General features: G+C 38.0%; 16 protein-coding genes. 8 read left to right on the top strand and 8 right to left on the bottom strand.

The genetic code is table 11. The features are described from left to right. The first annotated feature begins 257 nt into the window (after window positions 1–257). From lolA to ACSC97_RS07235, 5 genes are all read left to right on the top strand, one after another. Window positions 258–953: an outer membrane lipoprotein chaperone LolA gene (gene lolA / locus ACSC97_RS07255; RefSeq protein WP_004908434.1), complete on the top strand. Its 696-nt coding sequence runs from the start codon at window positions 258–260 to the stop codon at window positions 951–953. 111 nt (window positions 954–1064) lie between these two features. After that, a complete protein-coding gene (locus tag ACSC97_RS07250; protein ID WP_436660123.1) occupies window positions 1065–1820 on the top strand; it encodes an RsiV family protein in 756 nt (251 codons plus the stop codon). Between the two features lie 114 nt (window positions 1821–1934). Then, window positions 1935–3206 carry a serine--tRNA ligase gene (gene serS, locus ACSC97_RS07245; RefSeq protein ID WP_243483127.1) on the top strand — a complete coding sequence of 424 codons (1272 nt, stop codon included), beginning with the start codon at window positions 1935–1937 and terminating at the stop codon, window positions 3204–3206. Between the two features lie 70 nt (window positions 3207–3276). Next, entirely contained in the window at window positions 3277–4650 is a 1374-nt protein-coding gene (gene cysG / locus ACSC97_RS07240; protein WP_436660121.1) for a siroheme synthase CysG, read from the top strand. An 89-nt stretch (window positions 4651–4739) separates the two neighbouring features. Next, complete coding sequence (locus tag ACSC97_RS07235; protein WP_436660119.1) at window positions 4740–5213, top strand: tRNA (cytidine(34)-2'-O)-methyltransferase; 474 nt, start codon at window positions 4740–4742, stop codon at window positions 5211–5213. A gap of 40 nt (window positions 5214–5253) precedes the next feature. Here ACSC97_RS07235 and ACSC97_RS07230 read toward each other — a convergent pair whose 3' ends face one another. Next, entirely contained in the window at window positions 5254–5643 is a 390-nt protein-coding gene (locus ACSC97_RS07230; RefSeq protein WP_234856964.1) for a winged helix-turn-helix transcriptional regulator, read from the bottom strand. A gap of 119 nt (window positions 5644–5762) precedes the next feature. Between ACSC97_RS07230 and ACSC97_RS07225 the strand changes: the two genes are divergently transcribed. Further along, on the top strand, window positions 5763–6320 hold the full coding sequence (locus ACSC97_RS07225) for a flavodoxin family protein (RefSeq protein WP_436660117.1): 558 nt from the start codon (window positions 5763–5765) through the stop codon (window positions 6318–6320). Window positions 6321–6369: 49 nt separating this feature from the next. On the opposite strand, the gene ACSC97_RS07220 is transcribed toward ACSC97_RS07225, so the two are convergent. The 7 genes from ACSC97_RS07220 to rpoD all read right to left on the bottom strand — a co-directional run bounded on the left by ACSC97_RS07220 (window position 6370) and on the right by rpoD (window position 13676). Beyond that, the gene (locus ACSC97_RS07220; RefSeq protein WP_436660115.1) at window positions 6370–7782 is read right to left on the bottom strand and encodes an APC family permease; all 1413 of its coding nucleotides are present in this window, start codon (window positions 7780–7782) and stop codon (window positions 6370–6372) included. 251 nt (window positions 7783–8033) lie between these two features. Beyond that, window positions 8034–9218, bottom strand: coding sequence for an iron-containing alcohol dehydrogenase (locus ACSC97_RS07215; protein ID WP_004908412.1), 1185 nt, complete (start codon window positions 9216–9218; stop codon window positions 8034–8036). A 1-nt stretch (window position 9219) separates the two neighbouring features. Further along, on the bottom strand, window positions 9220–9753 hold the full coding sequence (locus ACSC97_RS07210) for a hypothetical protein (RefSeq protein ID WP_004908410.1): 534 nt from the start codon (window positions 9751–9753) through the stop codon (window positions 9220–9222). An 81-nt stretch (window positions 9754–9834) separates the two neighbouring features. Continuing rightward, entirely contained in the window at window positions 9835–10491 is a 657-nt protein-coding gene (gene lipB, locus ACSC97_RS07205) for a lipoyl(octanoyl) transferase LipB (RefSeq protein WP_436660112.1), read from the bottom strand. Beyond that, complete coding sequence (locus ACSC97_RS07200) at window positions 10478–11224, bottom strand: hypothetical protein (protein WP_436660110.1); 747 nt, start codon at window positions 11222–11224, stop codon at window positions 10478–10480. The genes lipB and ACSC97_RS07200 overlap by 14 nt, the downstream gene beginning before the upstream one ends. Before the next feature lie 129 nt (window positions 11225–11353). Beyond that, the gene (locus ACSC97_RS07195) at window positions 11354–11641 is read right to left on the bottom strand and encodes a YbeD family protein (RefSeq protein WP_004950773.1); all 288 of its coding nucleotides are present in this window, start codon (window positions 11639–11641) and stop codon (window positions 11354–11356) included. A gap of 151 nt (window positions 11642–11792) precedes the next feature. Beyond that, the gene (rpoD, locus tag ACSC97_RS07190) at window positions 11793–13676 is read right to left on the bottom strand and encodes an RNA polymerase sigma factor RpoD (protein ID WP_004908401.1); all 1884 of its coding nucleotides are present in this window, start codon (window positions 13674–13676) and stop codon (window positions 11793–11795) included. Window positions 13677–14029: 353 nt separating this feature from the next. Here rpoD and ACSC97_RS07185 point away from each other — a divergent pair, with 353 nt between their 5' ends. Together ACSC97_RS07185 and ACSC97_RS07180 are read left to right on the top strand one after the other, a co-directional pair. Then, window positions 14030–14236: a PA3496 family putative envelope integrity protein gene (locus tag ACSC97_RS07185; protein WP_004908399.1), complete on the top strand. Its 207-nt coding sequence runs from the start codon at window positions 14030–14032 to the stop codon at window positions 14234–14236. A gap of 72 nt (window positions 14237–14308) precedes the next feature. Next, on the top strand, window positions 14309–14833 hold the full coding sequence (locus ACSC97_RS07180) for a YecA family protein (protein WP_004908396.1): 525 nt from the start codon (window positions 14309–14311) through the stop codon (window positions 14831–14833). The last annotated feature ends 371 nt before the right edge of the window (window positions 14834–15204 follow it).

Here is a 15204-nt window from a genome sequence, read left to right as displayed (position 1 = left end):
AAAAGTTGATTCAGGTCTAGTCTATTCTTTATTAATAATTTCTATATCAAAAAATTTAGTTACATGATTGATTTTAAAATCTTGTCAAATTGTGGATTTGCATCCTTACAATTTCTACATAAAGACCGCATCTTCATACATAATGCTGAACTTTGCGACACGAAATACACAAAACCTGTGCTTTTCTTCATTTTTTTAATGATCAAAAACAGTAAGATGTCGTCATAACAGTAGAAATCTGATAGAAGGTTCATTTTATGAATTTCGTAAAAAAAATGGCATATGCTGCAACAATTGGTGCAATGACACTGGCTCCAGTTGTGAGTACACAGTTATCTGCTGCACCAACAGCAGCATCTGCTCAGCAAGCAACCTCAAGTTTGGTGAAGCAGTTATCTGGCTTGCAACGTTTAACAGCAGATTTTGAACAAACTACAAAAGTTACGAACAGTAAGCCGAGCAAAAATAAAAGCTTAACTGCACAACATATGAATCAAACTTTCAAAGGTACAATGAAAGTAGAACGTCCTGGAAAGTTTTATTGGGAAACGACTAGCCCAGCGAAGCAGACCATTGTGACCACAGGTAAGCTTGTTTGGATTTATGATCCAGATTTACAACAAGCTGTTCGTCAGAGTTTAGATGATCAAATTGCCAATACACCAGCATTATTGTTATCAGGCAATACCAATCAGATCATGCAGTCTTATCGTGTGACGCAGCCTGACCGCACTAAACTATATTACACTTTGTATCCAAAACAAGAGGACAGTGCTTTCCAAAGCATGACCATTAGTTTTGGTGCAAATAAAGCACCAAACCTTATGATTTTACAGGATTCTTTAGGTCAAACGACTTATGTACGATTCAGTAACATTAAAGTCAATCCAAAGATCCCTGCATCAGTATTTAATTTTGCACCACCTAAAGGTACAGATATTATTGATCAGTAATCAGTTAAAAAAAGCCGCATATTTGCGGCTTTTTCTTGTCTGAAAGATACATTTTTAAATTTTATATCCTTACAAGGCTTTGTATAGTGAAGAAAAACATCAGAGACTTGCATGACGATGAATACTTCACAATTATCAAAACTTATTCCAATTCTTATAGTTGTTGCTTTAGTCGGATGCCAACCTAAACAAGAGTCATCCAAAGAAACTGCAAAATTAGACATACCATTAATTCAAGCAAAAGTAATTCCAGTTAAGCTTCCCAAGCAAAAAGTTTGTTTGGAGGATGGTTGTACCAATTATGATTTGCAAACCGTCGAAACCAATCAAAAATGGATCGATGAATATTTTGTCAATCGTATGAAAAAAGCTGAGCCGAATGCTTTTGCTAATCTTCCTGATCAGAAAGTTAAAGTTCCTGCAGATGAACCTTCATTGAGTGAGAGTAGTACATACATTCGTTTTATAGGACAAAATTATAATTTAGCGACATTTGCGATTCAGTCGTATTCATATTCTGCGGGCGCAGCACATGGTATGTCACATCAAGAGTTTGTGAATTTTGATCTTTCTAATAAAAAACATATCACTGTCAGTGAATTGATTAAACCTGAGATGAATACCAAACTGCGTGACGAACTATATGTGTCTAATCAGAACTGGTTAGAAGATCATAATATTAAAAAACAAGATTTACAGCTCAGTGACAATTATTACTATGGAGTGAATGGTATTGTTTTTGTCTATCCTTTATATGAGCTTGCATCTTATGCTGAAGGAATGAGTGAGTTAACGTTGCCCTATTATGCAGCGAAACAGTTTATTAAAGCTGAATATTTACCAAGTTTACCAAAAGAACCAAATTAATTGATTTTCAGCATCTCAACATGTGTAGGTGCTGAGTCTTTGTTGTCTATCGCTGTATTTTTTTGGGTTAAAGCCTTACACTATAGCCAGTTTTTTCTCTATTCATGATTGATTATGATTGACCCAAAATTACTCAGAAATAATATTGAAGCAGTGAACGCTGCTTTAGCAAAACGTGGTGTTCAGCTTAATGCGCAAGAATGGGCTGATTTAGAAGTTCGCCGTAAAGAATTGCAGTCAAAAGCTGAGAATTTACAAGCTGAACGCAATGCGGGTGCTAAACAAGTTGGTCAAATCAAAAAGTCTGGTGGAGATGCTTCCGAAATCATGGCACGTATGTCTGCCATTGGTGACGAAATCAAAGCTGCTGAAGTTGCTTTGGCAGAACTTCAAACTGAGTTAGAACAAAAATCACTGGCGATTCCAAACTTGCCTGATGAATCTGTACCTGAAGGTAAAGATGAAAGTGACAATTTAGAAATCTTGAAATGGGGTACACCACGCCAGTTTGATTTCGAAATTAAAGATCACACTGATCTCGGTGAATGGATGGGTGGTCTTGAATTTGAGACTGCAACAAAACTAACAGGTTCTCGCTTCAGCGTGTTGAAAGGTCCATTGGCTCGTTTGCAACGTGCCTTGACTCAATTCATGCTAGATACACATACGCTTAAAAATGGTTATACCGAAGCTTATGTACCTTACTTAGTAAATGCAGATACTTTACGTGGTACAGGACAATTACCTAAGTTTGAAGAGGATTTATTCAAGCTTCAAGGTGAAAAGGAATACTACCTGATTCCTACTGCCGAAGTGCCGATTACTAACTTTGTGCGCGATGAAATCATTGATACAGATCGTTTACCGTTAAAATATGCTGCACATACACCATGTTTCCGTAGTGAGGCTGGTTCTTATGGTCGTGATACCCGTGGTTTAATTCGTCAGCATCAATTCGATAAGGTCGAAATGGTGCAAATTGTTAAGCCTGAGCACTCTATGCAGGCACTTGAAGAATTAACTGCACATGCAGAGGGCATTTTACAGGCACTTGGTCTGCCATACCGTAAGATTTTGCTCTGCGGTGGTGATATGGGCTTTGGCGCAACTAAGACTTATGACCTCGAAGTGTGGGTACCGAGCCAAAATACCTATCGTGAAATCTCTAGTTGTTCAAATATGGGTGATTTCCAAGCGCGTCGTATGAAAGCGCGTTATCGTGTAGATCAGAAGAAGATCGAATTGGTGCATACATTGAATGGTTCAGGTCTTGCGGTGGGTCGTACCTTGCTTGCGGTAATGGAAAATTATCAACGTGCAGATGGTTCAATCGAGATTCCAGAAGTTTTACGTCCATATATGGGCGGCGTAAGCTTCATTGATTAAAACATGCATCGATTTTGTGCATAGTTTTTGCTTTAGTTCAATCAGATAGAAAATATAGAAGAGGCTAGATGTGGAAATATTTCCAATCTCTTTAAAGTTGCAACAGCAACGTTGTCTGATTGTAGGCGGTGGGCGTATTGCCTATCGTAAAGCAAGTTTATTGATCAAAGCAGGTGCAATCATTGATGTGGTTGCACCTGAGATCGAACCTGATTTGATGATTTTAGTTGAGAAATCAACGGGTCAGTATATCCAAGAAAGCTTCTCAGAATCTGTACTTGATACTCGCTATCGTTTAGTGATTGCTGCGACAGACCAAGCGGATGTAAATAAAGCCGTATTTGATCATTGTGAGCAGCGCAATATTTTAGTCAATAGTGTTGATGACATACCTAATTGCCGTTTCATGGTACCTGCAATCATTGATCGTTCACCTTTAGTGATTTCTGTTGCGTCTAATGGGGCATCGCCAGTATTGTCTCGACAGTTGCGTACACAGATTGAAACTATTGTGCCGCACGGGATGGGTAAACTCGCTGAGTTTTCTGGACAATGCCGTAAGCAAGTTAAAGAAAAAATTTCTAACCCAGATGAGCGACGTATCTTTTGGGAAAATTTATATGCAAGTCCTCTAAAAGAACAAGTTTTCAATGACAATCTTGAGCTTGCAAACCAACTGATCCAGCAAGCTCTAACTGAATGGTCTGCACCTAAAGGTGAAGTATATCTCGTTGGTGCGGGACCTGGTGACCCAGAGTTATTGACATTAAAAGCGTTGCGTTTGATGCAACAAGCGGATGTTGTGATCTATGATCGTTTGGTTTCAGGTCCGATTTTAGATTTGTGTCGTCGTGATGCTGAAAAAATTTATGTGGGTAAGGCACGTTCAAATCACTCTGTTCCGCAAGAAGGCATTAATGCTTTGTTAGTTGAATATGCACAACAAGGTAAGCGTGTTTGCCGTCTAAAGGGTGGTGATCCATTTATTTTTGGGCGTGGTGGTGAAGAGATTCAAGAATTGGTTGAAGCCAATGTGACATTCCAAGTGGTGCCAGGGATTACTGCGGCTTCAGGTTGCTCCGCTTATGCAGGGATTCCGTTAACTCATCGTGATTATGCGCAAAGTGTGCGGTTTTTAACAGGACATTTAAAAGAAGGTTCACCTGAGTTGCCTTGGAGTGAATTGGTCTATGAAAACCAAACTTTAGTTCTGTACATGGGCTTGGTCGGATTAGAACGCATTTGTGAGCAACTCATTGCACATGGTCAACGTCCAACGATGCCTGTTGCATTGATTTCTAAAGGTACAACGCCTGAACAAAAAGTTGTTGTTGGAACTTTGGCTGATATTGCAACAAAGGTATCTGAACATCATATCGTAGCACCGACTTTAACTATTATTGGTGAAGTTGTGAGCCTACGAGAACAGTTAAAATGGCAATAAATCTTTCCTAATCCCACTTTAAAAAGAGAGTGAGTTCCTCTCTTTTTCAAAGGGTGACTAGGAGGGATTATGAAAAGTAGAGAAAATTTGTGATTCATGTGGTCCTATACGAACCTGAGATTCCAGCAAATACAGGTAATATCATTCGTTTATGCGCTAATACAGGTGCTCAGCTACATTTAGTCAAACCTTTAGGTTTTGAGCTAGATGATAAAAAATTGAAGCGCGCAGGTTTGGACTATCATGAATGGGCAAGAATGTTGATATGGGACAATATTGAGTTGTGTCTTGTTGATCTCAAATCTAAAGGTGTTGAGCATGTCTTTCCACTGACGACCAAGGGCAGTGCGACACCACATACAGTTGATCTCAATCGTCCAGTTGCTTTATTGATGGGACCTGAAACTAGAGGTTTGCCTGAGCATGTCCGAATGATGTTCCCACAAGAGCAGTGGATAAGATTACCAATGGCTGAAAACTCAAGAAGTTTAAATCTATCTAATGCAACTGCTGTTATTGTCTATGAAGCTTGGCGTCAACAAGGATTTAAAGTTCTAGTCTAGTTTAATTTATTGCTCAAGTGCTAAAACGACTTAAAGTGATTTACTTTAAGTCGTTTTCTTGTTTGGGGCTTGAATCAAATTTTTGTTGAGCCGATATCACTTTTTCAATATTCATTTCAGCCCAATCTTTTAACTGAAATGCCATTTTGGCAACTTCATGTCCTAATGATGTTAATGAATAATCAACACGTATTGGAGAGGTATTTTGGACATGTCTTTGGATAAATCCATCTCTCTCTAGCATTTTTAGTTTTTGAGACAGTACTTTAGGTGAAATACCTTGAATATTTTTCTTTAAAAGATTGAAGTGCTGAGTTTCGTCTGCGAGGACATTGATAATCAGTAAAACCCATTTGTCAGCAATTTTTTCAAAAAATAACCGAGCAGGGCAATGTTGTTGATAAATATTATATTTTAAAGCGGTATTCATCTTTTTAACCCAGTATTTAATGCGAATAGCAACATAGTTACCAATTGGTAACTAATTGACACCTAGTTTCTAAAATATATCATTAAATCGAACTTTTTTGAAATTATAAGGACTCTCTCATGTCAAACATTGCTGTGGTTTATTATTCTGGTTATGGACATACGAAAGTTATTGCTGAAACATTTGCTCAAAGCATACAAGCAGATTTAATCGAAATTGATCAAAATGGTGATATTTCAGAACAAGATTGGCAGCTGCTAAATCAAGCACAGGGGATCGTTTTTGGTACACCAACATATATGGGAGCAGCGCCTTGGCAATTTAAGAAATTCGCTGATGCATCTTCTAAAATCTGGTTTACACAGGGCTGGAAAGATAAAGTTTTTGCAGGTTTTACCAATAGTGCAAGTTTAAATGGTGATAAACAAGTTACCTTAATCCATTTACAAACTTTAGCCTCTCAACATGGTGGAATTTGGGTAAGTTTAGGCTTATTACCAGCAAATACTAAAACAGCAACCCGTGAGGATGTGAACAATTTAGGTGGTTCTGTTGGTTTATTATTACAAACTCCATCAGATGCAGGTGTTGATGAAATTCCTTCAGGTGATTTGGAAACAGCTAAGCTCTATGCAAAACGAGTTAAAGATATTGTTGAAAAAATTCATGCATCTTAATAGATGATAATAAAAAAGGCGCATGAAGCGCCTTTTTTTATGATGTTGATTAAAGTTTATCATCAAACTCATTATGCTGAGGTGCAGAATATTTGAAGCCTTTAGTTTTATAACCAAGGTATAACACACCAAACATAGCCCACCATAAGCCATATTTTAGTGAGGTATCTTCAATTTCTAACCACAATGCAAAGATACTGATGAATCCCATTAAAGGAATCACAACGAAGTTTAAAATATCTTTAAGATTTTTAGTTCGTCCATCACGTAATGCATAACGAGAAATAACCGATAAATTGACAAACGTAAATGCAGTTAAAGCACCAAAGCTGATCAATGAAATAACGGTATCAAGGCTCATAAATCCAGCACATAGCGCGACTGCACCTACGATCATGATGTTGTATGACGGCGTAAAGTTCTTTGGACTAATATGACCAAAGATTTTTTTATTAATCACGCCATCACGACCCATCACATACATCAAGCGCGATACCCCTGCATGCGCAGAAATACCAGATGCCATTACTGTCACGATTGCAAAAGCAAGAACATAAGACTGGAACAATGAGCCACCAACTAAGAGCAAAATGTCAGGCTGTGTTGCTGCGACATCTTGGAAGTAAGTTTTAGGATCATTTGGAAAGTAAATTTGCATAAAATATGTGCTGATGATAAACACGATCCCTGCAAATAGAGCAGTCAAGAAAATAGCTTTTGGAAGCGTTTTTTCGGTATCTTTGGTTTCTTCTGCAAGTGAACTTAAAGAGTCAAACCCTGTAAACGAGAAACAAAGTAAGGTTGCACCAGTAATTAATGCGCCAACTGAGGTTAACTCGTTCCAAAATGGTTCAAGACTCCAAAGCTGATAGCGAGTTTCTGCTGTTATTGGTCCTTCTGCGTTAAGTCCCATTTGTAATTTGCTATAAACCAAATAGGTAAATACAGCAATCACAATCAGCTGGACTAAAACAATCATGCTGTTGAAATTAGCAACAAACTTGGCGCCACGTAAGTTTACGCCAGTCATGAACGCAGTCAAAACAATAACCCAAACCCAATGATTTACACCTGGAAATAATGCTTCAAGATAAATCACTGCAAGGATAATATTGACCATTGGTGAGAGTAAATAATCTAACCAAGATGACCAACCTACCATAAAACCAACATTGGGATGAATGGATTTTTGCGCGTAGGTATATGCCGAACCAGACGATGGATAGCGGCGAATCATGTGACCATAGCTCAAAGATGTGAACAAAATTGCAATTAAGGCCACTATGTATGAGGTAGGAACATGATGATGACTTTCTTCTGATACTAGACCAAAAGTGTCAAACAAAGTCATAGGTTGAATATAAGCTAAACCAATAATGATAATGTGCCAGAGACCTAGCGTTTTTTGCAGTTTAGCTGCCGATTGAGTCCCAGAGATATTTGTCAACGGCGTTATCCTCATAATCGTTGATCAAGGATCAGCTATGGTTTAAGGATCATTTGAGACGAAATGATCCCCCCTACAGAAAAAAGAAGTCCGCCAATCTATCCTAAATTGGTATTCATTGTCAGTACTTTTATGCTTTTTTTAGCAATTTTTTTGCCAATTGTGGAGAAAAAAAGATGAATAAAAGTTCACCTAAATTTTAAAAGCCCCGATCACTTTATATGATCAGGGCTTTTTCTGCATGATTTATGATCTAAATCAATTAATTACCAAGCTTTTTGCAAGATAGCACGTAGATCTTTTAAGCTTGCTTCTTTTGGATTGAAAATGATTGAACCATCATTCAGCGCTTTTTCTGCAACATCATCAAGTTGAGCTTCAGTGACTTTACCAGTTTCACGCAAATTGCGAGGTAACTTAGTTAAGCTGAATAAACGATCACGCATCGTTAGTATTGTAGCAATCGCTTTATCTGCACGTTGATTTGCAGGGGTTTGAGCATAAATGTCAGCGCCTGCTAATGGAAGCAATAATTCACCAATCTTATTGCCATTTACTTCTTTATTGTATTCAAGCACATATGGCAAGAACAAGTTCATACATAGACCGTGAGGCAGATGAGCTACTGCACCTAAAGCATGACCTAGAGAGTGAACTAAACCAACCATTGAGTTCGAGAATGCAATACCAGCCATTGTTGATGCTTGTGCAAGCTCTAAACGACCTTGTGGTTCACTAGGATTATCTAGAACTTTAAACAAGTTTTCGCTGATTTTTTTGATAGCAGCACTTGCATAAGCATCACTTAAAGGGTTAGCAGCCAAGCACGTATAGGCTTCAACAGCATGTGTCATCGCATCCATTGCAGTCATAGCTGTAAGATGCGGTGGTAAGGTCTGAGTCATACGTGGATCAAGGATCGCAGCATGTGGCATTAGATAATATGACGTAAATGGGATTTTTACGTTCTTTTCTAAGTCAGAAACAACAGCAACCATTGTTACTTCTGAACCCGTGCCAGATGTCGTTGGAATCACGAAGAACGGTTTCAATGGTTTTGATAGGTTATGTGCACCTGAGTATTGTAGTAAATCATTACCACCTTCAGATACCAGAATGTTAGTAGCTTTAGAGGTATCAATAACTGAACCACCACCAATTGCAATAATCGCATCACATTTTTGTTTGCGATAAAGTTCTGCTGCTAAACGAACAACTTCTAAGCTTGAATCTGGTGGTACATCATCAAAAATTGCACCAATAACAGCATCAGTCGTACTGAAAGCAGCTTCAATTGGATTTAATAAGCCATTTGCGCGAACACCCTTGTCAGTAATGATCATTGGGCGTTTTGCACCTAAAGTTGCAAGTTCAAAAGGGATATGCTCTAACGCGGCATTACCAGCAATTACTTTTACAGGGCAGAAAAATTCGTAATAAGGCTTAGCCATGTTAAGCACTCCGTTGGAAATATGATTTAGCGACTTTAAGGTAAATATTTTTAGCACCCGTGAATTTTTCTTTTAATGTCAATTCGGCTGGGTAGCGTTTTACTGCGAGTGAAGCAATTAACTTAGGTAAGATCAGTGCTTCCATTTTATTTAAGCAACGGACAAGGCGAATGGCACTTGATACATCACCATCTGCAATCATTCGGTCATTTGCGAAGGCTTGAGCTGTGCTTTCTTGGAAAGAAAAAACTAAGAAGGCATGAGTCAGATGCTTAAATGTAATGGTTAAATCAGGCTTACCTTTATAATTTGGTAATAGCTCTAATTGTTTTTCTTCTGTTACCCGAGCGATAAATGCAGGACCATTAGGAAAAACATTCATCGAGAGTATAAAGCCCACAGGAAATTTAGAAACTTCCTCTTGAACTTCACTGTCCACTTGGCTTGCCATTACTAAACCACGACCAACAACGTCCATCATGAGTTTTACGTAGGCAAATTGCAAAGTGGGCTTCACTGCTTTGGTCGAAATCACTTGCGTATCCCTTGTTAAAATTATGCAAAAGCAAATTTAGAGTATTTACTCTAATTTATTTCTCTAGATTTTAAAAGTAATTTATTCAGATTTGACTTCAAGGTCATTAAACAAATCTGCATTTTTAAAATATTCAACGAAATCATTACAGAGCTGCTCGAAATTTGGATAATCTTCAAGCAAGTCTTGTAAGCGTACCATTTCTAAACCTGCGTATCCACAAGGATTAATGGTTTGAAAACCACTTAGGTCACAATCAATATTTAGCGCAAGCCCGTGATAACTCCTTCCTTTTCTAATTTTAAAACCTAAAGACCCAATCTTACGTCCATCAACATAGACTCCTGGGGCATCTGGTTTGGCATAAGCATTGATATCGTATTTCTTGAGTAAATCGATCATCGCTTGTTCAGCGAAGCTAACTAAAGTTCTGACATGCCATTTCAAACGATTAAGATCAAACAGGAAGTAGGCAACCAATTGTCCTTTACCATGCCACGTCACTTGACCACCACGATCTGTATGCACAACAGGAAGTTGAGTATGCATGAGAATATGTTCTGGTTTACCTGCTTGTCCTTGAGTTAGAACATCTTGATGTTGGAGTAGCCAAAGCTCATCAGGTGTTGTTTCATCACGATGAGTTGTAAAATCTTTCATCGCTTCAAATCGTATCGTGTAATCTTGTAGATCCTGAAAACATCGAATGATTAAGGATGGTTTATCAAGGTTCGTCACAATAAACTTCCTTTGATTGAATAAATACTTTTTTGCGGAAAATCTGCTCTAACTGGTCGTTTGTCGTTTCATGTGAATTTGCGCAATTCGACCATTCACGAATGAGTTGAATTTGAGCATATTGAACTGCATTTTTGCTTTTCAATTTAATATCAAAATCTTTGCTGCGTTTCATGAGAAATTGTGGATCATTACCTAATTTTAACTCTAATTGATTTTCACGTTGCAGAGAAAGTTTGGCATTGTTAATCAGTGATAGCTTATCTTGTGCATTTAAAGCCTTGGCTTGGTTTAAACATTGTGGTGCAAAAGTCGAAGTGAGTAACTTCGTAGGCAGTGTAAATGCGAGAGCTGTCAAATAATTATGTTGGTATTCCTGATCTAGATTTTGAATAAGATCATTTTTGAGTTGCTGAAATTCTTTAATAGGCAAGGGGTGTAGATTATTTAATGCTTTCTTCTGTACTTTGTATTCTTCTTGAATTGCAATTAAATTGATCTTAGCAATGTCATCTGGGTGGAAGGCATAAGATTTACTATTTAATTGTGTCGAATGACGTGATTGCATCATTTTAATCGTGTCATTTAATTGTTTAACTGTAAATTTATTGGTGTCATAAATTCCTTTATATTCACACAGCTCATTTTGCCATGAAAAAGTTGCTATTTTCGCATCACTGATAGATGGGATAAATACCGTAAATAATGATAGTAAAATTCGTTGCGTTTTCATCAGCTATTTCGCAATCATAAATCGAAAAAGAAAGAATAATATAGAAGTGTTATGAATGGTTTAACTGATCAGAGGTTTTATTTGCATACATAAAAAATCCAAAACACTTTCGTATTTTGGATTCCTTGATTATAGCGCTGTCTTAATTAATGGACAGGCAGCAAGATCAGCATATAGTGCATGAACTTGTTCTAATTCTTCAAAGCGTAATTGCGCAGTTAAAGAATGATATTTACCTGTGCGAGATGCTTGAACAGTAACTGTTTCACCATCAAACTCAGGGAAGTGCTTCTGCAAAATATCAACAACAGCCACTCGAAGTTCATCCCCTGCATTACCAATCAATTTGATTGGATAGTCCATTGGGAAAACCCAAAGATGTTCTTGCAATTCACGAGAAGGAGTGCGGTCTAACATGAGCAACCTCTTAATTTGAAACGCCTGCATCAGTGCAGGCGCTTATGATCTAATACATTAATGGGGACAAAGCACTAGACTTCAACCCCTAAATCAAAGCCTACAGAATGCGCTGTTAGAGCTTTGATTTTTGAGTAAAACACACTCAATATTAGTCGTTTTCCAAGAATGAACGTAAGTGTTCAGAACGAGAAGGGTGGCGAAGTTTACGTAACGCTTTCGCTTCAATCTGACGGATACGCTCACGCGTTACATCAAACTGCTTACCTACTTCTTCTAAAGTATGGTCAGTTGGCATATCAATACCAAAACGCATCTTCAAAACTTTTGCTTCACGTTCAGTTAAGTTTTCAAGTACTTCACGAGTCGCTTCTTTTAAGCCTTCCGAGGTCGCAGCATCCACTGGTGAAGTGATGTTTGAATCCTCAATGAAGTCACCAAGATGCGAATCTTCATCATCACCGATTGGTGTTTCCATCGAAATCGGTTCTTTGGCGATTTTAAGTACTTTACGAACTTTAACTTCGTCCATTTCTAAACGTTCGCCTAATTCTTCAGGTGTTGGTTCGCGACCCATTTCTTGAAGAAGTTGACGAGATACACGGTTGATCTTGTTGATCGTCTCAATCATGTGTACTGGGATACGAATAGTTCGCGCTTGATCGGCAATAGAACGAGTAATTGCCTGACGAATCCACCACGTAGCGTAAGTCGAGAATTTATAACCACGACGGTATTCAAACTTATCTACGGCTTTCATCAAACCGATGTTACCTTCTTGAATGAGATCAAGGAATTGTAAACCACGGTTCGTGTATTTTTTCGCAATCGAAATTACCAAACGTAAGTTGGCTTCAACCATTTCTTTTTTAGCACGACGGGCTTTTGCTTCACCTACTGCCATACGTTTAGAAATATCTTTAATTTCTTTAACGTTTAGATCTAGTTCTTTTTCGATGTCAGCAATCTTTTGTTGGAATGCAAGTACATCTGGGCGAACTTTTTCAAGGTGTGGTTTGATTTCAGCAGGTGCCTTAGCAATCTGTTCATCTAACCAAGCCGGATTTGATTCTTGCTCTGGGAACGTTGTACGGAACTGATTGCGATCCATACGACCACGACGTACAGCATAACGCATGATCTCACGTTCATTTGCACGAATTTGATCATGTGTGCCACGAATCATTTCTGAAATAATGTCAAATAAACGTGGAGTAAATTTGAACATCATGAACACAGCTGCTAGAGATTCAAGCGCTGCTTTCGCTTCTTCACTGCTACGACCGTGTTTTTCAATAATCGCTTTTGTGTCATTCCAGGCAGATTCTAATTCTGTAAAACGAACTTTTGCGACTTCTGGATCAGGACCTGAATCACCTTCAGAATCATCATCACCTTCAGACTCTTCATCTTCATCATCATCGTCGAGTTTTACATCTTTTGCTGGTGCTGCTGGAGTTTCAGCATCCTCAAGCACAGCTTCTTCTTCCAGTACTTCTGGAATATCATCATCTGTTTCTGGATCTAAATAGCCAGAAAGAATATCGGCAAGACGACGCTCGCCAGTTAAAAAATCATTATATTCTTGTAAAACGACTTCAACAGCATTTGGCCAGTAAGCGATCGAGTGTAAAACATCACGGATACCTTCTTCGATACGTTTTGCAATACTGATTTCGCCTTCGCGAGTAAGAAGTTCAACTGTACCCATTTCGCGCATATACATACGAACAGGGTCAGTCGTACGACCAGGCTCACTTTCAACTGAAGCCAATACTGCAGCAGCTTCTTCTTCTGCAACTTCATCAGCAGCCTCAGTCGATTCGCCAAACATCGCATCGTCAGTTTCTGGCGCACGTTCATGCACAGGAATACCAACGTCTTGAAGCATCTGAATGATGTCTTCAATCTGTTCGCTTTCTGTAATCGAGTCCGGGAGATGATCGTTAACCTCAGCGTAAGTTAAGTAACCTTGTTCTTTGCCTCGGCTAATCAGAGCCGCTACTTGAGAAGTAGGGGAATGCATATCGCTCATCTTTGCTTACTCTTTGTTGAATCTGTGGCGGTGAAAAACCGTGCATGATAGCACAATTCACGTCGAATGTTTTGGATTTGATCCGTTTGTATTAAATAAAAAAATAGGTTTGATTTCACGGTAGTTTGTTGGATATGGGGTTGAGTATTATTTTTTCAAGCAGCAAGTCCATTGAAAGTGATTATATTTCATTGTTGTTGCACTCCATCTATAAATACACAAAAAAAGCGCTGAAAAAAAGTACAAATCACCGATTTATAGCAAAAAAATTAAATAAAACTTGACAAGGTATTTGAAGAAAGATAAATAGCGGCTAGACCCATTTATATTTTTCATTGTTAGAGGTAGTGTTAGTGTCTTCTACAGATTTTGAATTAGATGATGATAACTACGGCGATGATGATGTTGGTTTTGATGAGTCATCAGGAAAAATCAGCGCCAAAGAATCATTAGAAAAGCGCCGTTTGATTGATGATCTATTGGCTCAACGTCGTTTAGAACGAGAATTAAAAGATTTTGATTATGATTTCGACGACGATGATCTCGACGACGAAGACTGAGCAAAATTTCTGAGACTTTAAGTCTTAAAATGTTATGCTGTTGACGAAATATTTTTAAAATTTGGATAAAGAATGAGTACGTTAGATTTAGACTTATTGAGTAATTATCTTGACGGTGATCAAAACGAATACGGTCTGGATTTTGCAGCGACTCATGGTTTTCTGTGTGCAATAGCCGTAGGTCCAAAGTTTGATCGTTGGTTAGAAGAACTTTTTGATAATAATCAAAAGAAAGTTCCTAGCGAAATCGTTGAACAAGTTAAGTTATGGTTAGAGTCTCTAAGACAAGACTTGGCAAACGAAAACGGAATCGAATTTCCTTTTGAAATCGAAGAAGCAGACGTTGAATCAAGTTTGGGTGATTGGAGTGTAGGTTTCGTTGATGCAATGTTCTTGAACGAGGATGCTTGGTTTACACCTGAGTTTGAAGAGCAACTTGTAGACTTAACTTTACCAATAATGGTCTTCAGCGGTATTGATGAAGAAGATCCTCAGATGGAGTCTTTCCGTCGTAATGGTCAATTGATGGATGAGTTAGCAGAAGAAATTCCAGATAATCTGAACGAAATCTATCTCATGTATCATACTCCAGCCTAATATGTTGTATTTATCAGCTTATTAAGTTGATGAAATTTGATATAAAAAACGTCCAATAATGGGCGTTTTTTATATCTTTAAATTTATATTTTGATCGATTAGATTGAATGTTTTATATTTGAGAAAAGATTAAACTGACACTTAATAAGCCCAGCAACTAATTAATTCTTGGTTCTAAACATCTCAATTAAGACGCTTTTTATTCTCAAGTCATTTAAGGCATTGCTTTGCATACCGGCTTTGTTGCACAAATAGACAAAAGGTAGAGTTGTTCTAATCTTCAGATATTTATGCAACAGCCACCGTTTTAGCTGTACCAAGTTGAGTAAATTTATTCAAAATATCGACTCTTATTTGCAAGTCAACCACCT

The organism is Acinetobacter sp. P1(2025), from assembly GCF_051390655.1.
Taxonomy (GTDB): Bacteria; Pseudomonadota; Gammaproteobacteria; order Pseudomonadales; family Moraxellaceae; genus Acinetobacter; species Acinetobacter junii.
The sequence above is the reverse complement of the archived record's forward strand: the minus strand, read 5'-3'. Positions and strand labels throughout refer to the sequence as shown.

What these genes read in the sequence shown, in the direction of transcription:
- lolA (WP_004908434.1), top strand. Translation starts at nt 258, where the DNA reads ATGAATTTCGTAAAAAAAATGGCATATGCTGCAACAATTGGTGCAATG.
- ACSC97_RS07250 (WP_436660123.1), top strand. Translation starts at nt 1,065, where the DNA reads ATGACGATGAATACTTCACAATTATCAAAACTTATTCCAATTCTTATA.
- serS (WP_243483127.1), top strand. Translation starts at nt 1,935, where the DNA reads ATGATTGACCCAAAATTACTCAGAAATAATATTGAAGCAGTGAACGCT.
- ACSC97_RS07230 (WP_234856964.1), bottom strand. Translation starts at nt 5,643, where the DNA reads ATGAATACCGCTTTAAAATATAATATTTATCAACAACATTGCCCTGCT.
- ACSC97_RS07225 (WP_436660117.1), top strand. Translation starts at nt 5,763, where the DNA reads ATGTCAAACATTGCTGTGGTTTATTATTCTGGTTATGGACATACGAAA.
- ACSC97_RS07220 (WP_436660115.1), bottom strand. Translation starts at nt 7,782, where the DNA reads ATGAGGATAACGCCGTTGACAAATATCTCTGGGACTCAATCGGCAGCT.
- ACSC97_RS07215 (WP_004908412.1), bottom strand. Translation starts at nt 9,218, where the DNA reads ATGGCTAAGCCTTATTACGAATTTTTCTGCCCTGTAAAAGTAATTGCT.
- ACSC97_RS07200 (WP_436660110.1), bottom strand. Translation starts at nt 11,224, where the DNA reads ATGAAAACGCAACGAATTTTACTATCATTATTTACGGTATTTATCCCA.
- ACSC97_RS07195 (WP_004950773.1), bottom strand. Translation starts at nt 11,641, where the DNA reads ATGTTAGACCGCACTCCTTCTCGTGAATTGCAAGAACATCTTTGGGTT.
- rpoD (WP_004908401.1), bottom strand. Translation starts at nt 13,676, where the DNA reads ATGAGCGATATGCATTCCCCTACTTCTCAAGTAGCGGCTCTGATTAGC.
- ACSC97_RS07180 (WP_004908396.1), top strand. Translation starts at nt 14,309, where the DNA reads ATGAGTACGTTAGATTTAGACTTATTGAGTAATTATCTTGACGGTGAT.